We start from the raw sequence: 25,565 nt of genomic DNA, 5'->3' as shown, positions 1-25,565 counted from the left end.
TCATTATACAGGGAAGATGAGATTTGTTTCCGGAAATGGTTTAAGGAAGGCGGTGCCTTCCTTTGAGTTTTTTGTGGGTTAAAAAGCTTGCAAAACTACAAAATGGTGTTATTATTAAAACAACAAGTTATTAATATAGTTACAAGTTGGAGTGAGAATCTTGATCGAATTTAAAAGAGTTACCAAAGAATATGAAAACGGCCCCGCGTTAGCAGCTATTGATCTACGTGTGGCCTCGCGGGAATTGTTTGTTTTAGTAGGACCATCCGGCAGTGGCAAAACCACCTTGTTGAAAACAGTCAATCGGCTGGTGGTGCCAACTAGCGGTCAAGTATTGATCGACGGGGTGGACGTTGCCGCTGGCAATTTGCAAGAATTGCGGCAACACATTGGGTACGTGCTACAATCCAGCGCGCTTTTCCCTAATATGACGGTACTACAAAACGCCAGCGTACAGTTGGAGGCCTTGAGTTGGTCTAAGGCGAAGATCCGGCCGCGGATCGAACGATTGTTGCAAATGGTGGATTTGGATCCGACCATTTACGCGAACCGGAAGCCGGCAGAGTTATCTGGCGGCGAGGCACAACGAGTTGGGATCGTCCGCGCCTTGGCCGCAGATCCGAAATTGATGTTGATGGATGAACCTTTTTCCGCGTTGGATCCTGTTTCCAAGCGGCAGTTGCAACAGCTGATTTTGAAATTGCATCGGGAGCTCGAGACAACGATCATTTTTGTGACTCATGATATGCATGAGGCAATGTTGTTGGCTGATCATGTGGCGGTGATCCATGGTGGCCATTTGCAACAAGTAGGGCGGCCGCAAGAAATCATCAACGCTCCCGCCAATGAGTTTGTGGCCAACTTTTTTAAAGATATTATTGAAGATCATCAAACACTGCGCCAAGTCGTAAAAGCGGGCTTTGGCCAAGCAGCGGGCCCCTCGCCCAGTCCAACGCTAGTGGCTTTGCCGCCAGAAACGACGATCTATCAATGGGCGGCGTTGATTCAGAACCAGCCGTTGCTTCAGGTCAAGGTTGACCAGACTACATTGGCCGCGACCGATTTAGTGAGTTACTTGGCCAGTTTAGAAAAGGAGGCTGTGACCAATGTTCAATGAAACGATCCATTACGCCCAAACTAATGGGCATGAGATCTTGGTGGCGTTAGGGCAACATATCGAGGTGGCCTTGATCGCCACGATCATCACCATCCTGATCGCGATCCCCTTGGCCGTGGTTTTAATGAACCATCGCCGCGGTGGTGAATTTGTACTACAAGTGGCTAGCGTCATTCAAACGATCCCTAGTTTAGCGATTTTGGGCTTGTTGATCCCCTTGGTGGGTATTGGGACCGTGCCAGCGATTATCGCGTTGGTCTTGTATGCGATCATGCCGATCTTCCAAAATACATACGCAGGTTTGACCAATATCGATCCTTTATTGATCGAGGCAGCTGATGCCATGGGGGTGTCCAAGCGTTATAAATTGTTGCGGGTCCAGATCCCTTTGGCAATGCCGATGATTCTGTCAGGAATCCGGATCGGCGTGGTGATGATCATTGGCACCGCTACTTTAGCGGCGTTGATCGGCGGTGGTGGTTTGGGAACCTATATTCTCTTGGGAATTCAAACCAATAACAATCCGGCCTTGCTGATCGGGGCGATTTTGGCGGCGGCCTTGGCTTTGGTGGCCAGCTGGTTGATCAAATTGCTCTCCCACACCTCGATGAAACGATTGCTGATCGGTCTGGTCGCCTTAGTGGCGGTTGGTGGTGGTGTTTATGGTGTGCGGGCAGCGACCGCACCGAAAACAGAAACCATCACCATCGCCGGTAAAATGGGGGGCGAACCGGAGATCTTGATCAATCTGTATAAAGATTTGATCGAAGCCGACAATAAGAATGTCAATGTGGTGCTCAAGCGGAATTTTGGCGGGACCAGTTTCCTATTCAAGGCGTTGAAGGCGCAACAAATCGATATTTATCCTGAATTTACCGGAACCGTGTTGCAATCGTTGGTCAAGAACGATTCGGCGATCAGTCATGATCCGCAAAGTGCTTATCAGGACGCGAAAAGCGGACTGGCCCAGCAATTCAAAATGAGTTTATTGCGGCCGATGGCTTATCAGAACGGTTATGGGATGACCGTCACCCGCCAGACCGCGGCGAAATATCAGCTTAAGACCATCAGTGATCTGGCCAAGTATCCACAACTGCGGGCGGGGTTCGATCCAGATTTCTTCCAACAAAGTGATGGGTACCCTGGTTTACAGAAAACCTATGGCCTGAATTTCAAAAACGTGAAAACTTTGGAGCCAGCTTTACGCTATCAGGCCTTGGCCCAAGGTGATCTGGATGTGAGTGACGCCTATACCACCGATCCACAGATCAAAAAGTACGATTTGGTGGTATTAACGGACAATAAGTCGTTCTTCCCACCTTATCAAGGTGCGCCCTTGATGTTAACGAGTTTTGCGCAGGATCATCCACAGATCGTGGCCAGCCTGGATCGGATCGCGGGGAAAATCTCCACGAAAGACATGCAGGCGATGAATTATCAGGTGACCGTTGAGCATCAAAAGGCTGCGGTGGTGGCGAAACAATATTTACAAGAACATCATTTACTTAAGGAGGACTAATCATGAAGACAGATTCGCAGCGATATTTGGTGACTGGTGCGACAGGTCATCTGGGCCAACGAGTCGTAGCTGATTTAGTGACGACAGTAGGCCCAACGCAAGTGACCGCCGCAGTCCACACCGTTGCTAAAGCAACGGCATTACAAGCTCAAGGGGTGGCTTTAACAGCTTTAGATTATGCTGATGTGGCCGGGATGACCAGCGCTTTTACTGGGCAAGACGTCGTGATCTACATTCCTAGTAAAACCTATGATCTACAACAACGGATCAATGAATTTGAGAATTCCTTACAGGCGTTGCAAGTGGCCCACGTTCCTAGTGTGATCTTTGTTAGTTTTTATGCAGATCAAGAAAACGATCCCTTTACCATGGCCCCTTACTATGCATATGTGCCGCGGCGTTTAGCTAGTAGCGGCCTACATTACGCGATCATCAAAAATTCTCTTTACGCCGATCCACTAGTTCCTTATTTTTCAGAACTGATCCAGCGCCGGGCCTTGATCTATCCCGTGGGCCAGCAGGCATTAACGTTCATCACTCAAGACGATAGTGCTAAGGCGATTGCGGCTCTGGCGACAAAATCACAACTACGGGATGCTGGACAAGTGTATACTATAACACAGGAAGAAAGTTTAACGATGCCTGAATTAGGTCGGATCATGACGACAGTCACTGGTCGACCGATCGGTTATCGACCGGTCACGAATGAACGCTTTCAGCAGATCTACGCTGCGGAGGGCGATGGCGCTGAGTTGGCCAGCATGTACGCTGCCGCCGCTTTAGGCCTGTTCAATATCGTAACTGACGATTTTGTCAAGATCACAGGTCATCGTCCTGAAAATATGAGCGACTTTTTATCGAGAAGTTACCCGGAGAGTGATTAAAAATGAAGTTTTCCCATAAATTAAGCGACGCGGTCCATATCTTAGCTTTTGTTTATGTTTATGCAGACGGTGATCTGTCCAGCAACGCGATCGCGGCCAGTATCGAAGCCAATCCCAGTATGGTCCGGCGGATGATGTCTACTTTAGTGAAGGCAGGACTACTCAATAGCCAGCCTGGAAAAGTGGCCTTACATTTAGCGAAAGCACCGGAAGATATCAGTTTGTTAGATGTTTATCTGGCGATCGAAGACAACCGTAATTTGCTCCACGTTGATGAGAAAACAAATCCGCTTTGTATCGTTGGGGGCAATATTCAGGGAACCTTGAACGGGATCTATGCCCAAGTGCAAAATGCCGCTGAAGCGAAGATGGCCCAAGTTTCGCTTCGCGAAATAATCGATGATATTTTGACGCGCCAAGCCCAAAAATAAGACCGGTTAGTAAGAAATCGACAAGTCGGTCAAATGTGATATTATGCTGATTTACTGGGTTGACCGGCTGACTGTTTTGAGTGACAGAGACAGGAAAATTTTAGTTGGGAACTTTAGCGATGGGACATCAGCAATGGCAGCAGAATTTATTTACGGGTGAAAAAAACTGAAGAGCTCCTGACTCAGATCCTTAAAGTGTGTGTCGTTGCTGACGTGCGGTCCATGGAAATTTGATGAGAGGACTGGTATTTCCGGAGGAACTTAGCCTAGGCGCCGACCACCGTCATGATTACAGTAAAATTGTTCCAGGAATGGGGTTTTCCGCATGCGGTAAGACCTCTTTTTTGGTCTTTTCAGTAATTATTGGCCAGAAGAAACTTCATTGCCCAAATTTATTTATCAAGCCATTAAGTGGTAATTCACGGACGAATAGCGCGTCACTTGATTAAAGGTGATCGCCGCTCCCTTATTTTAAGAAACACTTGACCAAGCAAAATGACACTGAAAATAATGAGGTTAGATGGTAAAATAGAAGGTGCTAAAATAAAGTTTGCTGATGCAAAATCAAGCTTGAGTTTTTTGCGCCTTAGAAAAACTCAAGATGAAATTCAAAAACGTCCAAGACCGCAGTCAAGGCGCTAGGCGTTAACTTACAATCTTTATAAAAAGACGACCCAAGGCAATCAGATCCTTGGCAAAAAGGAGTTAGATATTATGGCAACGATCCAATGGTATCCCGGACATATGGCGAAAGCCAAGCGAGAGATCCAAGAACGTTTGAAACAGGTCGATCTTGTTTTGGAAGTGGTCGACGCTCGCTTACCAGAAAGCTCACGTAATCCAATGTTGCGGGAATTGATCGGGGACAAGGCGCATTTGCTATTGATGAACAAGTCTGATTTGGCTGATCCACAAATGACTCAGGCTTGGCAGAAATATTACCAAAGTGAACAGCAACCGGTTTTGGCTTTAGATTCTCAGCATGGGCAACCCCTGCGTCCAGTTCTGCAGGCGGCCAAACAGATCCTAGCACCTAAGCTCGCCGCGCAACAACAAAAAGGGGTCTTGAAAACCACGATCCGGGCGATGTGTATCGGGATCCCCAATTCCGGTAAATCAACATTTCTCAATCGTCTGGCCGGCAAGAACATCGCGCCGATCGGCAACCGTCCTGGTGTGACGCGCAAGCAAAATTGGCTCAAAACCAAAGAAGATTTTGAAGTGCTGGATACACCGGGAGTCCTTTGGACCAAGTTTGAGGATCCGGCGGTGGGCCAGAAATTAGCGCTAACAGGCGCAATCAAGGAGGGGCTCTATCACGAGGATGACATCACTTTGTTTGCGCTGGACTTCTATCAGAAACAATATCCGCAGATCTTACAGCAGGCTTATCGATTGAGCGCGGAACAGTTGGCGTTGCCCGCAGTAGAGCTGCTATTACTTTTAACGAAACAAGCGGGGTTGCGTGATGATTACGAGCGCATGGCGACTAAGTTCTTGCTTGATTTCCGCAAAGGTAAACTAGGGCGGATCACTTTGGACCTGCCACCAGTCAGTTCGGAGGCGACTAACCCAGATGACTGAGCTAAGTTCATCAGAAAAGTCGTTGCAGGCAGGAACGACCTTGGCCGCGATCAAGGCTCGTTTAAACAATGCCGCAGTTGAACCGGTGGATCCGCAGTGGTTGCTTAGCTTACAGGCAGACCCAAGAGTTGGGGTCCAGCGGGCGCTTCAACAGTATCAGCACCGTTTAGTGGTTGCTCAACAGGCGCAGGTGGCGTTACAGGCACGTTTACGATTGGAACAGCACTTTTGGCCACAATATCCCTTGATCGCAGGTGTTGACGAGGTCGGGCGTGGGCCCTTGGCTGGACCAGTGGTGACGGCCGCGGTTATTTTACCGCATGATTTCAATGTAACAGGTGTTGATGATTCCAAACGGCTCAGTGCCAAAAGACGTGCCGAATTATATCCCCAGATCCTCAGTCAGGCTGTAGCCGTCGGGATCGGGGTTGGCGATGCTGCTTTGATCGATCAAGAAAATATTTATCACGCGACCGAATTGACTATGGCACAAGCCATTCATAATTTGACTTGGCGGCCACAATTGATTTTGGTGGACGCCATGACCATTCCAGTACCGATCAAACAAGAAAAATTGATCAAAGGCGACCAGAAGTCGGCCAGTATCGCCGCCGCCAGTATCGTGGCCAAACAGATCCGTGATCATTTGATGGCGATGTATGACCAAGTTTATCCTGGCTATGACTTTGCCCATAATGCCGGCTATGGTACCGCCGCACATTTGGCCGGTTTGACTCGGTTAGGTCCTTGTCCGATCCATCGTCATAGCTTCAGTCCCGTTCAAGCGGTCACACCATAAACGCCATTTTTAAATCCACGTTGTAGTAAGGGGAACTGCTGGGACTCCGGCACCAAGCCTGCTAACAGATAGCGGGGACAGTCAATTTGATTTTTTAAAGTAAAAATCAGTCCAGAAAAAACGAAAACGAAATCATCTGCGTACTTGGTCATGAGTGTATGATTAAGAATGTGGGTGATTTTTTTGGAAAAAGAAGCGGTGCTCTTGGCGGCGTCAACACAGGCAAAATGGCGTTATCGTGACCAGCTCTGGTTAGCGTTGTGGCTACGCACGGTGGCAGCGGCGGAAATAGCGACTTGGGATTGGCTTCGCTTGGATCGATGTTTATTAGCAAGCTGGCCCCAACGACCTGAACGATTACAGGCCACACCACGACCGCAAACGCCTTTTCTAACGATTTTAGACCAAGTCTATCCCCAAGGATTGGCAGAGATCTACCGGCCACCGCTGATCTTGTATTATCAAGGAAATCTTGAGCTATTGGCAACGCCAAAATTAGCGATAGTAGGCGCACGGGCTTGCACGAATTATACGCAGTACTGTTTACGTCGTTTGATCCCGCCTTTAGTCCAAAATCAAATCACGATCGTCAGTGGGTTGGCGGCAGGCGCCGATCAATTGGCGCACCAAGAAACGCTCTTGGCCCATGGTCAAACTATCGCCGTAATCGGCACAGGGTTAGACGTCTATTACCCACCAGCTAACCGTTCGCTACAACAGCTGATCGGGCAAAAGGGATTATTGCTCAGTGAATATCCTCTGGGGACAGCGCCGCGTCGTTATCATTTTCCCCAACGGAATCGGATCATCGCAGGTTTGAGTCAAGGCGTCTTAGTCACCGAGGCGCAACATCACAGCGGTTCTTTGATCACCGCAAATCTAGCCTTGCAGGAAAACCGCAACGTTTACGCTTTACCTGGTAATATTTTACAAGAAACTTCGGTGGGGACGAACGAACTTTTGGCTGCGGGAGCGACACCGGTTTTGACCGCTGCTGATCTACTAGTGGACTTTCAGGATCGTCGCGCGAAATAGCGATTTTTTTGGGAAAACCGCTGGTCGGTAAAATTCTTATGGTTGACAAGCAGTTGAAAACTAGCTTATGATTATTTCCGATTTGACCGTTGCTTTTTGAACGGGCTAAAAGTTTGAAGAAATAAATTTATCCAATCGGAAAGAAAGGAGTTTTTGCATGGCCACCAAGAAAAACTTGGTTATTGTCGAATCGCCGGCAAAAGCTAAAACCATTGAGAAATACCTGGGACGTAATTATCATGTCGTTGCCAGTTTAGGTCATATTCGTGATTTACCAAAAAGTCAGATGGGCATTGACTTTGACCATGATTATCAGCCTAAGTATATTTCGATCCGGGGCAAGGGTGATGTGATCAAAGGCTTGAAGGCCGCCGCAAAAAAAGCAGATCATGTTTATCTGGCTGCCGATCCGGACCGTGAAGGGGAAGCGATCGCTTGGCATGTTTCCCACATCCTGAATCTTGATCCGCAGGCGAATAACCGAGTCGTTTTCAACGAGATCACTAAAAATGCGGTCAAAGACGCCTTTAAAGAACCACGAAGTATCGATATGAACTTAGTCGATGCTCAGCAAGCGCGCCGAGTCTTGGATCGGATCGTCGGTTATTCGATCAGCCCGATCCTCTGGGCCAAAGTCAAAAAAGGGCTTAGCGCTGGTCGGGTCCAGTCAGTTGCTTTGAAATTGGTGATCGATCGGGAAAGAGAGATCAAGGCCTTTGTTCCCGAAGAATATTGGAGTCTGGCCGCTGAATTCCAAAAAGGTCGGGGTAAGAAATTCGCCGCGAATTTTTATGGTTATGATGGCAAGAAGCGAGCGTTGCCTGATAACGCCGCTGTGCAAGCCGTTTTAAAACGGATCGACAAACAACGTCCTTTTGATGTGACCAACGTGACGAAGAAGGAGCGTAAACGCTTTCCGGCCGCACCTTTTACGACCAGTTCAATGCAACAAGAAGCCAATCGCCGCTTGAACTATAAGACCCGCAAAACCATGATGATCGCGCAACAACTTTACGAAGGGATCAATCTTGGCAAAGAAGGCACCGTTGGGTTGATCACCTATATGCGGACCGACTCAACGCGGATCTCGAGTGTGGCCAAGCATGAGGCGGCGACCTATTTGCACGAAACTTTAGGTGAGGCTTATGCCGCAACAAAATTACGCAAGAACAAGAATCCAGAAGGGGCGCAAGATGCCCATGAGGCGATCCGCCCTAGTTCCGTGATGCGGACGCCAGATTCTTTGAAAGAGATCCTGACCCGGGATCAATTGCGGTTGTACACCTTGATCTGGTCACGCTTCTTGGCTAGTCAGATGACACCAGCAGTTTATGACACCATGATGGTCCAACTTGAACAAAATGGGGTCATTTATCGCGCGAATGGTTCGCAAATGAAGTTCGCTGGCTTCACCAAGATCTATCAAAGTAGCACCGAGGAGCAAAAAGAAAATAAATTACCTGATCTTGTTATCGGTGATCAGGCCAACTTGGTCAAGACCGATCCAGAACAACATTTTACTCAGCCCCCCGCACGTTACACCGAGGCCAGTTTGGTCAAGGCTCTAGAAGAAAACGGTGTCGGGCGACCGTCGACTTATGCCCCAACGATCGACACGATTCAGAAACGTTATTACGTCAAGCTTCAAGGTAAAAGTTTCGAGCCAACAGAATTAGGTGAGATCGTTGACAAATTGATCGAAGAATTTTTCCCAGATATCGTCAATATCGACTTTACGGCTAAGTTAGAGAATGATCTGGATGGCATTGAAGCAGGTCAAGGCGACTGGGTCAAAGTGGTCGATCAATATTACCGCCCATTCGCGATGGAATTGAAGACCGCCGAGACACAGATCGAGAAAGTTCAGATCAAAGATGAGCCGGCCGGTTTTGATTGCGATATTTGTGGAGCGCCGATGGTGATCAAAATGGGCCGTTTTGGTAAATTCTATGCTTGTAGTCGTTTCCCAGATTGCCGTAATACCAAGGCAATCACCAAAGAGATCGGGGTCGAATGTCCAAAATGTCATCAAGGTCAAGTTTTGGAACGCAAGTCGAAAAAGAACCGGATCTTCTACGGCTGTTCACGTTATCCTGACTGTGACTTTGTCTCATGGGACAAGCCGGTTGGCCGTGATTGTCCCGTTTGTCAGCATTATCTGGTCGATAAGAAGGTCAAAGGTGGCCATCAGGTCCTTTGTCCGAATGGTGATTATCAGGAACAAGTTCAAAAATAGCTTGGTCAGTGGAATCAAGTTGGCTAAGCGGGCTAGTTCTGGCCCGCTTTGAGCTGGTTGAACTTAGAGCGTTCAGCAAGTCGGAGCGATCCAATAAAGTTTAAGAACGATTTGATCAAAAAAATTTAAGAGATCAAGAATGAATGAGGTCTATCGATGACAGCAGATTATGTAAATGTTGTTGGTGCTGGTTTAGCTGGCAGTGAAGCGACTTGGCAATTGATCCAACAGGGGATTTCAGTGCATCTTTATGAAATGCGACCAACTAAGTCGACCCCAGCGCATCATACCAGTGAATTCGCCGAGTTGGTCTGCACCAATTCGCTACGCGCTGATCAACTCACTAATGCAGTGGGACTTTTAAAAGAAGAAATGCGCCGTTTAGATTCTTTAGTGATGACTGCGGCGGATCGGAGTGCAGTCCCTGCTGGTGGCGCTTTGGCAGTGGATCGGGAGCAGTTTTCTGGATACATCACGGCAAAATTGCGGCAACACCCGCTAGTGACTGTGATCGAAACGGAATTGACTGATTTCCCCGAGGGACCAACGGTGATCGCAACTGGTCCGTTGACCTCACCAGGTCTGGCCCAAGCGATCCAAACGCTCAATGGTGCTGAAGGGCTGCATTTCTTTGATGCGGCGGCGCCGATCATCACCAAAGAATCGATCGATTTTGATCAAGTTTATTTGAAATCGCGTTATGACAAAGGCGAAGCCGCTTATTTGAATTGTCCCATGGATGAAGCAACTTTTATGGCATTTCGTGAGGCCTTGGCGACTGCGGAACAAGCGGAGATGCATGATTTTGAAGATGATCAGGTTTTTGATGGTTGTATGCCGATCGAAGTCATGGCGCGACGTGGGGTCAAAACGATGACCTTTGGCCCGTTAAAGCCAGTTGGTTTAGAAGATCCGCGGACAGGCAAGAAGCCCTTTGCGGTGGTGCAACTCCGCCAAGACAACGCTGCTGGTAGTCTTTATAATCTCGTTGGTTTTCAGACCCATCTTAAATTTGGTGAGCAACGACGTGTTTTCCGCATGATCCCAGGCTTGGAAAAAGCGGAGATCGTGCGTTATGGCGTCATGCATCAAAATACGTTTATGAACTCGCCGGAAGTATTGGAGCCCACTTACCGTTCGCGGAAACGTGAAGATCTATTTTTTGCGGGTCAGATGACGGGGGTCGAAGGCTATGTTGAAAGTGCCGCTAGTGGTTTGTTGGCGGGCCTGAATGCTGGTCGGCTCATTCGCGGTGAAACTTTGATCATCGCTGACCCGGCCACATCACTAGGATCGATGGCCCATTACATCACCCATGCCAATAGTCGCCATTTTCAACCGATGAATGCTAATTTTGGTATTTTCCCAGAGCTGGGATCAAAAATACGAGATAAGAAATTACGTAAAGAAGCGCTGGCTGAACGTGCATTGGATCGTATCGATCAGCTGGCCCAAGAGATCCAGACTGATCGAATCGACCAAAAGCAAAGCAGTCCTTTATCTTAGCGTGACCTTGGCTGTCAAGCATGTCTGAGTGTTGATCGTTGGACCGGCGAGTTGCTGGTTTTCTGGTGATTCGGGCTGTCGTACGGAAATCGTTCCGTACATTCCGGTAGTTTTTGAACTTTAATCCTATTCATTCCTTTCGCCAATATGGTACAGTATACTTATTGGATGAGAGGTTTTTTTATGGCAGAACAGCAGTGGGTCACCGATTTCGGCCAGTATTTGGTCGTGCAACGGCAATATTCAGTGTTGACGCAACAAGCTTACTTAGAAGATATCGCTGACTTTACTAAATTTCTTGTGAATAATGGTGGGTTGAATTCTTACACGCAAGTTGGTCGCCTTGAGATCGAGACTTTTTTGGATGAGTTGACGCGACGTAAACTGGCGCGCGAGACGATCAGTCGAAAAATCTCAGCCTTAAGGTCCTTTTATCGGTATTTGGAAAATCATAAACTGGTTAAAGACAACCCATTCGCGACAGTTCGAATCAAAGGACAAGCCAAAACGTTACCCCGATTTTTTTATGAGCAAGAAATGGCGGCACTGTTTGATGCGGTCACTGGCGATGATCCCAAAGCTTTACGAGATAGCGCCTTGTTGGAACTGTTCTATGCCACGGGTATGCGGGTCAGCGAGGTCAGTGACTTGACGCTGGCGCAGCTTGATCTGACGATGCGGATCGTCTTGGTCCATGGGAAGGGCAATAAAGATCGTTATGTGCCATTTGGCCATCATGCCCAGCAAGCCTTACAGCGTTATCTGAAGGAAGCGCGCCCGGTCTTACTTGAGAAACTAGCGCAGGGAGCGGTTGCTCACGATTATGTTTTTGTTAATCTGCGGGGACAGCAGCTGACCAGCCGGGGAATCGCCTATATCTTGGATCAGATCGTCAAGCGTTCCAGCCTAAAGAGCGATATCCATCCCCATATGTTGCGGCATACCTTTGCCACACATCTGCTTGATCACGGTGCTGATTTACGGACGGTTCAAGAACTGTTAGGTCATGCCAGTTTGTCGACGACGCAGATCTATACCCATGTGACGATGAAGCATTTGCAGGCAGACTATCGCCGTTATTTCCCCCGAGCGCAGGCGGCCGATCCTTCAGCAAGGTCGCAAGTAAAAGAGTCACCGATCACAGATCCGCCAAAGGCACCACCTGAATCGAAATGAAACTGAATGGCTGTTGAAAAATAAATGTAAAATAAAGAGGTTAATGATATGACAACGATCGTTGCGGTTAAACATCATGATCAAATCGCCATTGCTGGCGATGGCCAAGTCACAATGGGCGAGAAATATATTATGAAGGCGACGGCACATAAGGTCCGCCGGATTTTTAATGACCAAGTGATCACCGGCTTTGCTGGTGGGGTCGCTGACGCGTTCACACTATCCGATTGGTTTGAGAAAAAATTGCAAAGTTATAGTGGCGATCTGCGGCGTTCGGCCGTTGAATTGGCCCAAGATTGGCGCAAAGATCCCACTTTGCAAAAACTGGAAGCGATGCTGATCGCGTTTGACCAAGAGCATTTGTTACTGATCTCTGGAAATGGCGAGGTGATCGAGCCTGATGAGAATGTGATCGCCATTGGTTCTGGTGGTAATTTTGCTCAAGCAGCAGCGATCGCGATGACGCGGCATGCGCCGGCAATGTCTGCGACCGAGATCGCCCGTGAAGCGATCGATATCGCGGCTTCGATCGATATTTTCACGAATCATAATATCATTACGGATCAATTCTGATAGGAGGCTAAGTCAATGTCTTTAGAGAGAACCCCCCGCGAGATCGTCGCGGCCTTAGATGAGTATGTGATCGGGCAGAAGTCGGCTAAGCGTGCGGTGGCCGTTGCTTTATATAACCGTTATCGGCGGCACCAACTCAATGAGCAGTTACAGAAAGATATCACCCCCAAAAACCTGTTGATGATCGGCCCGACTGGGGTAGGTAAAACTGAGATCGCGCGGCGATTGGCGACGATCGTGAACGCGCCCTTCGTGAAAGTCGAGGCCACTAAATTTACCGAAGTCGGTTATGTTGGTCGAGATGTGGAAGCAATGGTCCGTGATCTTGCTGACGCGGCTGTTGCCATTGAAGAAAAAGCAGCTTATGACCGGGTTCGCGAGCCAGCCCTAAAAGAAGCCAATAAAAAATTGATCCGCCTTTTGGCTCCAGGTGAAAAGAAGCAACAGAAACAAAACAATTCCAATAATATGCTCCAGATGATGAATCAATTGATGTCAGGCCAATTGCCCAATCAGGAAGAAGAACAACAACCTGAAAAAGTGTCGGATCAAGTTTTAAATGAGCGCCTTGATTTAGCGGAAAAGCTTGATCGTGGTCTTTTGGAGAATCGCGAAGTCACGATCAAAGTCGATGAGGCTAAAAAAAGCAATCCGATGATGGATACGATGGGGACTATGGGCGTGGACATGGGTGATATGTTAAGTTCCTTGGCACCCCAACGTAAAGTCAGTCGTACTTTGCCTGTTAAGGAAGCCCGTGAACTTCTGGTGCGTCAATATTCAGAGAAAATGGTCGATCGTGATCAATTGCAACAGCGAGCGATCAAACGGGCGCAAGACGATGGCATTATTTTTATTGATGAGATCGATAAATTGACTTCAAAGCAACAACGTAATTCAGGTGAGGTTTCGCGTGAAGGTGTTCAACGAGATATTTTGCCGATCGTTGAAGGTTCTCAAGTCAACACTAAATATGGGCCGCTGGACACCAGTCATGTGCTCTTTATCGGATCGGGCGCGTTTGCCCAAACGAAACCTAGCGATCTGATCCCAGAGTTACAAGGGCGTTTCCCGATCAGAGTCGAGTTAGATGATCTGACCACGGCCGATTTCATCGCGATCCTGACGGAACCGCATACAGCCTTGATCAAACAATATGTGGCTTTAGTGGGTGCTGATGGGGTCAAGTTGACCTTTACTAAAGAAGCAATCGATAAAATCGCTGAGGTGGCTAATCAAGTCAATAAAACCAGTGATAATATCGGAGCGCGGCGGTTGGCGACGATCCTAGAAAAGGTATTGGAAGAAGTACTGTTTGACGGGCCCGATATGCAGATGGGTGAGATCATGATCACCGAGCAATATGTGGCTGAGCGAATCGATGAGATCGCGGCGGATCGTGATCTCAGCAAATACATTCTTTAAGGTGGTGGCAGTTAATGGATATCAAAGTACAAAATGAATTTTATCAACTAACGGTCAATACTAAAGGTGCAGAGATGCAAAGCTTGATCAATCGACACACTGGTCAAGAGTATTTATGGCAGGCTGATCCTCAAGTTTGGCGGCGCCATGCGCCAAATCTTTTCCCGATCGTTGGTAAATTGAAAGATGATCAATATACGTATCAAGGCAAAACTTATCGAATGACGCAACATGGGTTCGCTCGCGATCTGGAGTTCTCGTTGGAACGAGAAACGGATCATAGTTTGACCTTCTTATTGATGGATACGCCAGAAACACGTGAAGTTTATCCATTCGTGTTTGAGCTACGGATCAAATATTCGTTGATCAATCGTTTGATCAATGTCACTTACTATGTTACCAATCCTAGCACTGAGCAACCATTGTTGTTCGCGGTGGGCGGTCACCCTGGCTTTCGAGTGCCGATGACCCCTGATCTGAAATTCAGTGATTATTATTTGCGTTTCAAACCAAGTAAGAGTCGGATCCAGATCCCCCTTAGTTCTGATGGCGTCGATTATGCGGCGCGAACCTTGGCACCGACGGATGTGGACTGGCGGATCGATCATGACGTCTTTAAGCGTGACGCTTTGATTTTTCAGCTTACTGGCACGAATGAGGTCCAGATCCGCTCTGATAAAACACCCCATATGATCTCGCTGAATACGCGGGATGCGCCTTTTGTCGGGATTTGGACGGCTTATCCACACGAGGGGGATTATATCTGTATCGAGCCGTGGTGGGGCATCGCCGATCTTAATACTGCTACCGGTGAATTAACTGAGAAATTTGGAATGAATAGACTTGCGCCTCAAGAACGTTTTCGCGCCAAATATCAAATCAGTTTTACTTAAACGATTCGTTGCCGTCAGCTGAGCGACATTCAAAAAAGCTGTCACTATTGTTCGCTTGATGCGACACAACAGGACAGCTTTTTTCATCGGATCAGACCGTCATTCAGTTTTGCGTGGTCAGTGCTGATGTTTTTGGCGATAATGATAGTACCAGCCAAAGGGGACTAGATTTTCTTCACCCTTGCGGATCCGTTTGATGTTTTCCCGATGTCGGATAAAAATAAAAATCGTTAAAACCACCGCTAGCGTCGTTAAGAATACATCGTGATAGAACACGGAGAAGATCGTGATCAAAATCATACCTAACATGCTGGCCACGCTGACCATGCTACTGACCAGCATAATGATCACGAAAGTGCTGGCCGCGATCACAAAAAAGCTTGGATTGTAAGCCAGTAAAACCCCGGCGCTGGTAGCAACTGCTTTACCACCAGCAAATTTGATAAAGATCGAAAAAGAGTGGCCTAAGATCGCAGCTACGCCAAAAGCGAGGATCATATAATGGGGCAGGCCCAAGTGAAACCAAACAGGTAGACTAGCAGCAGCAGTCCCTTTCAAAATGTCCAAGGCCAAAACAATCAAGCCGGCAGGACGACCAAGCACACGAAAAGTATTGGTCGTTCCGATATTGCCACTACCGAATTGACGAATATCCTGATGATAAAAAAGTTTCCCGACGACCACTCCTGACGGGAACGCGCCTAACAGATATGCTAAAATAATCAAGACTGCGATTTTCAAGGTAAGTCCTCCCAAATGATTGCGTTCATATTGTACCATGTTTTGCCAGTCAGTGGTACGGTGGGTTGGCCTTCGTGGCGTTAGTAGCGAGCTAGCGGTGTTGTCTTCACCTAGATTAGCGATTAGCGAGACAAATCGCGGATCGCAAATCTGCCGCTTATTGGAAAAGTGCGACGTTCACAAGCAAAGCATGATCGAAATCAGATTTTGCTCAGAATCGTTCGATCTTTAGCTGAGGATCATGTGAAGCACGTGAAGCCATGGGAAAAAGTTTTTATTTCCGGGCCGGCGCGATCGAGACCTACCTTGACTTATACCTAAATTTAATTTAATGTTTTTAAAGATGAACATACATTCGTATGGACCGATAGTGGGGGTTTAAATGGTTAAACAGGAATATGATGATAGTGCGATCCAGATCCTTGAGGGCTTGGCGGCAGTTCGCAAACGCCCCGGGATGTACATTGGCTCGACCGATAGTCGGGGCCTGCACCACTTGGTTTACGAGATCGTTGATAATGCTGTCGATGAAGCGTTAGGCGGTTATGGTAAAGAAATCGATGTCTCGTTGAACGCAGATGGTAGTTTGACTGTCAAGGATCAAGGACGGGGGATGCCCACGGGGATGCATCGCTCTGGGCGTCCGACGATCGAAGTGATCTTGACGGTGCTCCATGCTGGCGGTAAGTTCACTGAGAATAATTACAAAACTTCTGGCGGGCTCCATGGGGTCGGTGCCTCAGTAGTCAATGCCTTGTCTTCTTGGCTAGAAGTTGAAGTTTCGCGGGAGCATCGTCTTTACCGTGAACGTTTTGAAAATGGTGGTCAGCCGGTCGGGACCTTGACCGAAGTCGGTAAAAGCAAAATCGCCTCTGGCACGACCGTCACCTTTATGCCAGATCCTTCGATCTTCGTCAATACGAGCTTTAGTTATGATGTGCTGGCGGAGCGTTTGCGCGAGTCAGCCTTCTTGCTGAAGGGGATCAAGATCACGTTGACTGATCTTCGCGTCACGCCAATGCGGTCTGATATTTTTCAATACGATGATGGGTTACAGTCATTTGTTCGTTATCTCAATGAGGGCAAGGACACGTTGACTGATGTGATCAGTATTGAGGGCAGCAAAGATGAGATCGAGATCGAATTTGCCGCGCAATACAATGATGGCTACTCAGAAAACATTATTTCTTTTGTCAATAATGTGCGCACAGGCGATGGTGGTTCTCATGAAGTGGGGATGAAATCGGGCCTGACCAAGGCGTTCAATGACTATGCGCGCAAGATGAATCTTTTGAAAGACAAGGATAAAAACCTTGATGGTAGTGATGTCCGCGAAGGAATCAGCGCGGTGATCTCCGTACGGATCCCCGAGGAGATCTTACAGTTCGAAGGTCAAACGAAGGGCCGGTTAGGGACACCGCAAGCACGTTCTGCAGTCGATGGTTTGATCTATGAGCAATTTACTTTTTACTTGATGGAAAATGGCGATACTGCTCAAATGCTGGTGCAAAAGGCTTTGAAAGCTCGTGAGGCCCGCAATGCCGCTCGTAAGGCTCGCGATGAAAGCCGTAATGGCAAGAAACGCAAGAAGAATGAAGGTTTACTTTCAGGCAAATTAACGCCCGCTCAATCCCGCAATCCCAAGAAAAATGAACTTTATTTGGTCGAAGGGGATTCCGCCGGTGGTTCAGCCAAGCAAGGCCGTGACCGCCGTTTTCAGGCGATCCTACCTTTGCGGGGCAAAGTCCTGAATACTCAAAAGGCCAAGTTACAAGACATCATCAAAAACGAAGAGATCAATACCATGATTTATACGATCGGCGCTGGCGTTGGTGCGGAGTTTGATCTTCAAGCCGCTAATTACGATAAAGTCATTATTATGACCGATGCTGATGATGATGGCGCTCATATCCAGATTTTGTTGCTGACCTTCTTTTATCGGTACATGCGGCCCTTGATCGAGGCCGGCAAAGTCTATATCGCATTGCCGCCCTTGTACAAGTTACAAAAAGGCCGAGGCGCTAAAACGCAGATCCGCTATGCCTGGACCGAAAATCAGCTGAGTTTAGCCACGAAAGAATTGGGTCATGGTTACAGCTTGCAGCGGTTCAAAGGGTTAGGGGAAATGAATGCGGATCAACTTTGGGAAACAACGATGGATCCCGCGCAGCGGACATTGATCCGGGTCAAGATCGACGATGTCACCGCCGCAGAGCGTCGCGTGACCACGCTGATGGGCGATAAAGTTGAACCACGGCGACGTTGGATCGAAAAGAACGTTAAGTTTACCTTGGCGGAGTCTGGGAGTATTTTAGATACCACTGCCGCTGAAGATGTGCAACAAAGTACGGGGACGCAGGATCTATTGAAACAAGTCGAACAACATAAAGGTGAGTGATCAGTGTGGCGGAACAACCACAAAAGATCGAAGAACTCTCTCTCGAGAAAGTGATGGGGGAACGCTTCGGTCGTTATTCAAAATATATTATTCAAGAGCGCGCCCTGCCTGACATTCGTGATGGGCTCAAACCAGTCCAGCGCCGGATCCTTTACGCGATGAATCTGGATGGCAATACGTTTGATCATGAATTCAGAAAATCGGCCAAATCTGTGGGGAATGTTATGGGTAACTTCCATCCTCATGGCGACAGTTCGATCTACGAGTCTATGGTGCGCATGAGTCAAGATTGGAAACTGCGAGCACCTTTGATCGAAATGCATGGGAACAATGGCTCGATGGATGGTGATCCACCGGCAGCGATGCGTTATACAGAGGCACGACTTAGCAAGATCTCTGGCCAGTTACTGAAAGATATCGAAAAAGAGACCGTCAATATGGTCTTGAATTTTGACGATACGACTGAAGAGCCGACTGTTTTGCCAGCCCATTTCCCCAACCTGCTGGTCAATGGCTCATCGGGGATCTCCGCCGGTTATGCGACGGAGATCCCGCCTCACAATCTCGGCGAAGTGATCGATGCAACGATTTATTTGATGGCCCATCCGCAAGCGGAGCTGGCAGCATTGATGAAATTCGTTCCGGGTCCAGATTTTCCTACTGGCGGTATTTTACAAGGCGCGGCAGGGATCACCGAAGCATATGAAAGTGGTCGGGGCCGCGTGATGTTACGGGCGCAGACTGCTATTGAAACCACCCGGGGGCAGCGTGAACAAGTGGTAGTCACGGAATTACCCTACGAAGTCAATAAAGCTTTGCTTGTCAAAAAAATCGATGAATTGCGGATCTTAAAAAAGGTTGATGGAATCTCCGAAGTCCGTGACGAAACGGATCGAACTGGCTTACGGATCGTGGTCGAGCTGAAACGGAACGCGGATGCTCAGGGTATTTTGAATTATTTGTTCAAGAATACCGATCTTCAGATCTCCTACAACTTCAATATGGTAGCGATCGCGGATCTACGACCACAACAGATCGGGTTGAAACAGGCTTTAAGTGCTTATGTGGCCCATCAGCGCGAAGTGGTCACTAAACGGACCCAATTTGATTTGAATAAGGCGGCTAAACGACAACACATCGTGGCTGGTTTGATGCGCGCACTGTCGATCCTCGACGATGTGATCAAGACGATCCGTGCCAGTAAAAATAAGGGCGATGCTAAACATAATTTGGTCAACGCGTATCAATTTAGTGAAGCGCAGGCGGAAGCAATCGTTTCATTACAGCTTTATCGCCTAACGAATACTGATGTGACCGCGTTACAGGCTGAGTATGAGCAATTATCGCAGGCCATTGCTGGTTATCAGAAGATCCTGAATGAACCAGCGGAATTGGATCGCGTGATCCGCCGTGAACTCCAAGCGGTCAAGCAAGAGTTTGCGACGCCACGTTTGACCAAGATCGAGGCCAAAGTTGCTAGTTTGGAGATCGATACTAGCGTAATGGTCACGTCTGAAGATGTGATGGTGATGGTCAGTCATGATGGTTATATCAAACGGAGCAGTCTACGATCATATCAGGCAACGGACGTGACGGATAATGGGTTGAAAGACGAGGACTTCCCGATCTACGCAGGTCCGGCCAATACCTTAGAACACCTGTATATTTTCACCAACCTAGGCCGACTGATGTACCGACCGGTTCATGAGTTGATGGATTCAAAATGGAAAGACACGGGTCAACATTTATCGCAAGATGTGGGTCTGGACGCCAATGAGTCGGTCTTGGCCGTCTTTAAATTTAAAACGTTGGATCAGGGCGGCAATTTCGTTTTGACCACGTCTGATGGTTATATCAAACAAGTTAGTTTGAATGATCTGCAACCGAGTCGGACTTATCGTTCACGACCGCAAAACGCAATCAATCTTAAGGCCGGCGATGCAGTCGTCTTGGCCGTTGATTATTTGTTGCCAGAGCAAATCCCATTTGCAGAGATCTTTACCTTTACTCGACAAGCCTATGCCCTTCACTTTGCCTTGGCTGATGTGCCAGTAGTAGGGGCGAAGGCAGCCGGCGTTCGTTCGACCAGTTTAAAGAACGAGGATACAGTCGCGGCGACTTTGCTTTTGACTAGCGAACAATTAGAAGCGGGACCTGTTTTCGGCATCGTGACGCAGCGGGGTGCCTACAAACAAATGTCCGCGACTGAATTACCGTTAGGCAATCGGGCTCGTCGTGGTCTGATGGTGCTACGCGAATTGAAAAATAAACCGCATCGGATCATCGGTGTTGTTTTAGTCGATGATCAAGTGGCCGATTTACAGATCCAAACGGATTCTGGTCAATTTCTAACCGTCTTGCCGCAAGCTTATCCGATCGGTGATCGCTATTCTAACGGAAGTTTCGTCTTAGATACCGACCAAGTTGGGGTACCAGAAAAAGTTTTACCACAAAAAATTTCACCAAAAAGTGATCAGATCTAGAAAAGAATAATTTAATTTTTTTGATTTTTTAGAAAAAAAGAGACTAACACAGCCATTTGACCGTCAAATCAAGACGCTTGTCAGATGGCTGTTTTGCACATTTGTTATAATACAACTCCGACGTACTGTATCATAATATATATTATTTTAGCATATTTTTTTGTGATTCCGATAACAGTATTACATCATAAATAGTCATAAACCTTGTAATGGTAGCGTTTTACCCTGTTCCACTTCTTGAAAATAAGGCAAAGAAAAGGCTTGCAAAACTAATGTGATATGTTATACTTTAATTGTCAAATGTGTTGTAACTATTTTGTTTAAATGGAGGCTATATAAATGAAACAGATGGAAAAAACGGCGACCCCTGCTTATTGGGAAGGCTTCGTCGGCGGTGATTGGCAGACAACGATCAACGTTCGCGACTTCATTGAGAAGAACTTGAACCAATATGAAGGTGACGAAAGTTTCTTGGCTGGACCTACTGCCGCAACAACTAAATTAAATGATGAAGTTCTGGCTTTGAAGAAGCAAGAACGCGAAGCAGGTGGTGTTTTAGACGCTGATAACAACGTGGTCAGCACGATCACTTCCCACAAGCCTGGTTATATCGAAAAAGACTTGGAAACGATCGTTGGTTTGCAAACTGACAAGCCTTTGAAACGTGCTTTCATGCCTTTCGGTGGGATCCGGATGGCTGAGGATGCATTGAAGGCTTATGGCTTTGATGTTGACGCTGAACAACATAAGATCTTCACTGAAGATCGCAAGACTCATAACCAAGGTGTTTTCGATGCTTACACACCTGAAATGCGGAAATGCCGTCACTACAAGATCATCACTGGCTTGCCTGATGCTTATGCACGTGGTCGGTTAGTTTCTGACTTCCCACGGATCGCCCTTTATGGGATCGACCGTTTGATGGCTGCTAAGGCTCACGACTTTGAAAATATTGGCGACGGCGAAATGACTGATGATGTTATTCGTCTTCGTGAAGAAGTTCAAGAACAATATCGTGCTTTGAACGATATCAAGAAGATGGCTGCTTCTTACGGCTTCGACTTGAGCCGTCCTGCTGAGAACGCTCAAGAAGCGATCCAATGGATCTACTTCGGCTACTTAGCTGCTGTTAAGACTCAAAACGGCGCTGCTATGTCCGTTGGCCGGATCGACACAGTTATCGATGCTTATATCAACCGCGATTTGAAGCGGGGCACGATCACTGAAGAACAAGCCCAAGAATATATCGATCATATGGTCATGAAGTTACGGATGGTTCGTTTCATTCGGACTGAAGATTACAACTCATTATTCTCTGGCGACCCGATCTGGGCAACCTTATCACTTTGTGGCATGGGCATTGATGGCCGTCATCATGTTACTAAGACTGCTTTCCGTTTCTTGAAGACTTTGGATAACATGGGCGCTGCGCCAGAACCTAACATCACTTTGTTATGGTCAGATCGCTTACCAGAAGGCTTCAAACGCTATGCGACTGAAGTTTCGATCAAGAGCTCAACGATCCAATACGAAAACGATGACTTGATGCGTAACGAATGGGGCACTGATTACTACGGCATCGCTTGCTGTGTATCAGCACAACCGATCGCAACAGGGATGCAATTCTTCGGCGCTCGGGCTAACTTAGCTAAGGTCATTCTTTACACGATCAACGGTGGTGTTGATGAATTAGGTAAAGCACAAGTTGGACCTGCTTACGAAGGCATCACTTCTGAATATATCGATTACGATGAATTCATGAAGAAACTTTCACCAATGATGGACTGGTTGGCTGACGTTTACGTTAACTCTTTGAACGCGATCCATTATATGCATGACAAGTATTATTATGAAGCTGCTCAAATGGCTTTGAAGAACACTGATCTTGATCGTACTTTTGCGACTGGGATCTCTGGCTTCTCACATGCCGTTGACTCGATTTCTGCAATCAAGTATGGTCATGTTAAAGTTATCCGTGACGAAAATGGTATCGCTGTCGACTTTGCTGCTGACAAGGATGATTACCCACGTTATGGTAACAATGACGACCGTGCTGATGATATTGCAAAATGGTTGGTTCAAGCCTTCTTTGAGAAGATGAACAAGCATCATTTGTATCGTGGCGCGAAGTTATCAACTTCAATCTTGACGATCACTTCTAACGTTGTTTACGGTAAGAATACTGGGACAACTCCTAATGGTCGTAAAGCTGGCGAACCATTCTCACCTGGTGCTAACCCTGCATACGGTGCTGAAAAGAACGGTGCCTTGGCTTCCTTGCTTTCAACTGCTAAATTACCATACCACTACGCACGCGATGGCATTTCCAATACCTTTGGCGTAACACCAAATACTTTAGGTCATGATGATGAAGCACGCAAAGATACTCTGGTTAACATGGTCGATGGTTATATCGAAAATAATGGGATGCATTTGAACATCAACGTATTCAACCGTGATACGCTGATCGACGCACAACAACATCCTGAAGAATATCCAACTTTGACTGTTCGTGTTTCCGGGTACTGTGTCTACTTCGCAGACTTGACGAAGGAACAACAAGACGACGTTATTTCGCGGACTTACTTCGAAACAATGTAGTTCTACAACACATTTTAGTTAGGGAGCGCTGTCCAAGCGCTTTCTACAAAAGGCAATAAACAACTACGGTTTATTGCCTTTTGTAGTTTGAAAGGAATGACTGTTATGGTATTAGCAACAACAACAAAACCGGTGACGGGTTATGTACATTCGATCGAAACCTTTGGTTCTGTGGACGGCCCGGGGATCCGCTACGTGATTTTCCTGCAAGGCTGTCGCATGCGCTGCGAGTTTTGTCACAACCCGGATACCTGGAACATTGGCACCGGTGATGAAATGACCAGTGATGAGATTTTGGCAGAAGCAATCAAGTATCGGGCTTTTTGGGGCAAACGTGGCGGCATCACCTGTAGTGGTGGCGAATCCTTATTGCAGATCGACTTTCTGATCGACTTGTTTACCAAAGCCAAAGCTGAAGGCATCAATACTTGTTTGGATACTTGTGGTCAACCCTTTACTTATAAAGAGCCTTGGTTTAGTAAATTCAAGCAATTGATGGCAGTCACTGATGTGTCTTTGGTGGATATCAAACAGATCGACACTGATCGTCATAAACGTTTGACTGGTTTCAATAACGAAACAGTCTTGGCAATGATCCAGTATATGTCCGATAATGGTCATCACATGTGGATCCGCCACGTCTTAGTACCTGAGCGAACCGATTACGATGAGAACCTGCGTGATTTGGGTCAGTATATCAAAACTCTGAATAATGTTGATAAAGTTGAAATCTTGCCTTATCACACGATGGGTGTAGTCAAATATGAGACGTTGGGCATTGATTATCCTTTAAAGGGCATCGAACCACCGACTCATGAACGTGTCGTTAATGCCGAGAATCTGTTACATGTTGAGGACTATCAGGGCTGGCGAACACGCTGATTTTGAGAACGAACCTAAGTGCGAAATAAAAATCTGGGTCGACAAGCCTAGACAAGTTGGGGCATTTTTACTGGAGTAGGCTTGTTTAAAATGGCTTAAAAAGGGGCAACAATCAAAATTGTTGCCCTTTTTGGTCCCTTATATTATCATAATGTTAAAGTTCCGAGGATTTAAATTCAGTGGGGGGATTTCAATGAAAACACGTCAAGAGAATCTGTTCGCCTCGAAAACGCTAACTTATTTTCTTCAGTTAGCCGAGACGATGAACTACACGCAGGCTGCCCAGATCTTGGGAATCACGCAACCGGCGTTGACACAACAGATCAAGAAGTTAGAGCGAACTGTGGGGGCTCCGGTCTTCTTCTCGATTGGGAAAAAATTATATCTGTCAGATGCGGGACGCACGATGTTAGCAACGACTCAGTCGATTTTTTCGCTGGTCAATCAGGCCTTGGATAAGGTACAACAGTCGACCAGCCCGACGAGTGGTTCAATCAATATTGGCTTTTTGTCTTCCATGGAAGACAGCGCTTTCGAGGCGTTCTTCATTCATTTTTCGGAAAAATATCCTGATATCAAGGTCCGTTTTGTGTTGTTGACTCGCCGGGAGATCTGGGATCAATTAGAGAATAATCAGATCGATTTGGCCGTCATGTATGTGCCAGATCAAAGTATCAAGAATTGGCGTTCTTATGGTAGTCGCAAAATTTTTTCAGATCATTTGATCTACTTCCATCAGGATGAAAAATTGGCTAATAAGAAAAAAGTTCGTTTACCGGCAACAACGAAAACTGACTGGGTCACTTATCCGCCAGATTATTTTATCTCGCAGTTATTGACTGAGGTCTATAAGAATAAGATGGTCGATGAACCGGTCAGCCGAGCACAGTTTACCTCGCCGTTTCAGATCTTGCGCTTTGCTCAGGCTCGGGGGTTGTCAACGGCTTTACCGTATAGTTTCTGGTTGGCGCATCAAAGCGAATTTAAATTGGCACAGGCGACTTTTGATCCGGCGATCAATTTCGATATGGCCTTCGTTTATCGCCAAGATAAGCTGAAGATCCCGCGGATCGAGCGGTTCTTCTCTGAATGGGATGAATTTTTCAAAGAACGGGACTATGGTGAAGTCCTTAGTGATGGCGTCGCGCTCCGCTAATAGATCAGTTGTGGGCGGGCGTTGACTTGGTTCGATCAAGTTAGTTTTAAGATTTTTAAGTTTGTTTGAATGAAATGTTTTTGGCGCGAGCCAAGAAGTTTGGCAAACAGTGATCGTCATTCGACT

Annotated in this window: 19 protein-coding genes; 18 read left to right on the top strand and 1 reads right to left on the bottom strand. The window is 47.1% G+C overall.

The features are described from left to right. The first annotated feature begins 151 nt into the window (after positions 1-151). The 13 genes from OCU21_RS09390 (at position 152) to OCU21_RS09330 (ending at position 15,178) form a co-directional block, all read left to right on the top strand. Positions 152-1,117, top strand: coding sequence for an ATP-binding cassette domain-containing protein (locus OCU21_RS09390; protein WP_261807152.1), 966 nt, complete (start codon positions 152-154; stop codon positions 1,115-1,117). Beyond that, the gene (locus OCU21_RS09385; RefSeq protein ID WP_261807151.1) at positions 1,107-2,636 is read left to right on the top strand and encodes an ABC transporter permease/substrate-binding protein; all 1,530 of its coding nucleotides are present in this window, start codon (positions 1,107-1,109) and stop codon (positions 2,634-2,636) included. Before OCU21_RS09390 ends, OCU21_RS09385 begins: the two co-directional genes overlap by 11 nt. 2 nt (positions 2,637-2,638) lie before the next feature. Then, entirely contained in the window at positions 2,639-3,520 is an 882-nt protein-coding gene (locus OCU21_RS09380) for an NmrA family NAD(P)-binding protein (protein WP_261807150.1), read from the top strand. Positions 3,521-3,522: 2 nt separating this feature from the next. Next, a complete protein-coding gene (locus OCU21_RS09375; protein WP_261807149.1) occupies positions 3,523-3,951 on the top strand; it encodes an Rrf2 family transcriptional regulator in 429 nt (142 codons plus the stop codon). A 714-nt stretch (positions 3,952-4,665) separates the two neighbouring features. Continuing rightward, on the top strand, positions 4,666-5,535 hold the full coding sequence (ylqF, locus tag OCU21_RS09370) for a ribosome biogenesis GTPase YlqF (protein ID WP_261807148.1): 870 nt from the start codon (positions 4,666-4,668) through the stop codon (positions 5,533-5,535). Next, positions 5,528-6,334, top strand: coding sequence for a ribonuclease HII (gene rnhB, locus OCU21_RS09365; protein WP_261807147.1), 807 nt, complete (start codon positions 5,528-5,530; stop codon positions 6,332-6,334). Before ylqF ends, rnhB begins: the two co-directional genes overlap by 8 nt. Before the next feature lie 183 nt (positions 6,335-6,517). Next, positions 6,518-7,369, top strand: a complete 852-nt coding sequence (gene dprA / locus OCU21_RS09360) for a DNA-processing protein DprA (RefSeq protein ID WP_261807146.1) — start codon at positions 6,518-6,520, stop codon at positions 7,367-7,369. 157 nt (positions 7,370-7,526) lie between these two features. Continuing rightward, positions 7,527-9,605: a type I DNA topoisomerase gene (gene topA, locus OCU21_RS09355; protein ID WP_261807145.1), complete on the top strand. Its 2,079-nt coding sequence runs from the start codon at positions 7,527-7,529 to the stop codon at positions 9,603-9,605. A 156-nt stretch (positions 9,606-9,761) separates the two neighbouring features. Next, positions 9,762-11,111 carry a methylenetetrahydrofolate--tRNA-(uracil(54)-C(5))-methyltransferase (FADH(2)-oxidizing) TrmFO gene (gene trmFO / locus OCU21_RS09350; RefSeq protein WP_261807144.1) on the top strand — a complete coding sequence of 450 codons (1,350 nt, stop codon included), beginning with the start codon at positions 9,762-9,764 and terminating at the stop codon, positions 11,109-11,111. A gap of 183 nt (positions 11,112-11,294) precedes the next feature. After that, positions 11,295-12,287: a tyrosine recombinase XerC gene (gene xerC / locus OCU21_RS09345; RefSeq protein ID WP_261807143.1), complete on the top strand. Its 993-nt coding sequence runs from the start codon at positions 11,295-11,297 to the stop codon at positions 12,285-12,287. 48 nt (positions 12,288-12,335) lie between these two features. Continuing rightward, on the top strand, positions 12,336-12,860 hold the full coding sequence (hslV, locus tag OCU21_RS09340) for an ATP-dependent protease subunit HslV (protein ID WP_261807142.1): 525 nt from the start codon (positions 12,336-12,338) through the stop codon (positions 12,858-12,860). A 15-nt stretch (positions 12,861-12,875) separates the two neighbouring features. Beyond that, on the top strand, positions 12,876-14,285 hold the full coding sequence (gene hslU / locus OCU21_RS09335; protein ID WP_261807141.1) for an ATP-dependent protease ATPase subunit HslU: 1,410 nt from the start codon (positions 12,876-12,878) through the stop codon (positions 14,283-14,285). 14 nt (positions 14,286-14,299) lie between these two features. Next, the gene (locus tag OCU21_RS09330; protein ID WP_261807140.1) at positions 14,300-15,178 is read left to right on the top strand and encodes an aldose 1-epimerase family protein; all 879 of its coding nucleotides are present in this window, start codon (positions 14,300-14,302) and stop codon (positions 15,176-15,178) included. A 117-nt stretch (positions 15,179-15,295) separates the two neighbouring features. On the opposite strand, the gene plsY is transcribed toward OCU21_RS09330, so the two are convergent. Next, positions 15,296-15,919, bottom strand: coding sequence for a glycerol-3-phosphate 1-O-acyltransferase PlsY (plsY, locus tag OCU21_RS09325; RefSeq protein WP_444979784.1), 624 nt, complete (start codon positions 15,917-15,919; stop codon positions 15,296-15,298). A gap of 382 nt (positions 15,920-16,301) precedes the next feature. Here plsY and parE point away from each other — a divergent pair, with 382 nt between their 5' ends. From parE to OCU21_RS09300, 5 genes are all read left to right on the top strand, one after another. Further along, on the top strand, positions 16,302-18,317 hold the full coding sequence (gene parE, locus OCU21_RS09320; protein ID WP_261807138.1) for a DNA topoisomerase IV subunit B: 2,016 nt from the start codon (positions 16,302-16,304) through the stop codon (positions 18,315-18,317). Positions 18,318-18,322: 5 nt separating this feature from the next. Further along, positions 18,323-20,800: a DNA topoisomerase IV subunit A gene (parC, locus tag OCU21_RS09315; RefSeq protein WP_261807137.1), complete on the top strand. Its 2,478-nt coding sequence runs from the start codon at positions 18,323-18,325 to the stop codon at positions 20,798-20,800. Positions 20,801-21,139: 339 nt separating this feature from the next. Beyond that, positions 21,140-23,401 carry a formate C-acetyltransferase gene (gene pflB / locus OCU21_RS09310; protein ID WP_261807136.1) on the top strand — a complete coding sequence of 754 codons (2,262 nt, stop codon included), beginning with the start codon at positions 21,140-21,142 and terminating at the stop codon, positions 23,399-23,401. A 105-nt stretch (positions 23,402-23,506) separates the two neighbouring features. Next, a complete protein-coding gene (gene pflA / locus OCU21_RS09305; RefSeq protein ID WP_261807135.1) occupies positions 23,507-24,283 on the top strand; it encodes a pyruvate formate-lyase-activating protein in 777 nt (258 codons plus the stop codon). A 193-nt stretch (positions 24,284-24,476) separates the two neighbouring features. Beyond that, a complete protein-coding gene (locus tag OCU21_RS09300; RefSeq protein ID WP_261807134.1) occupies positions 24,477-25,439 on the top strand; it encodes a LysR family transcriptional regulator in 963 nt (320 codons plus the stop codon). Positions 25,440-25,565: the final 126 nt, after the last annotated feature.

The organism is Lapidilactobacillus luobeiensis (assembly GCF_024345205.1).
Classification (GTDB): Bacteria; Bacillota; Bacilli; order Lactobacillales; family Lactobacillaceae; genus Lapidilactobacillus; species Lapidilactobacillus luobeiensis.
This window is presented reverse-complemented; position numbering and strand designations above follow the sequence as displayed.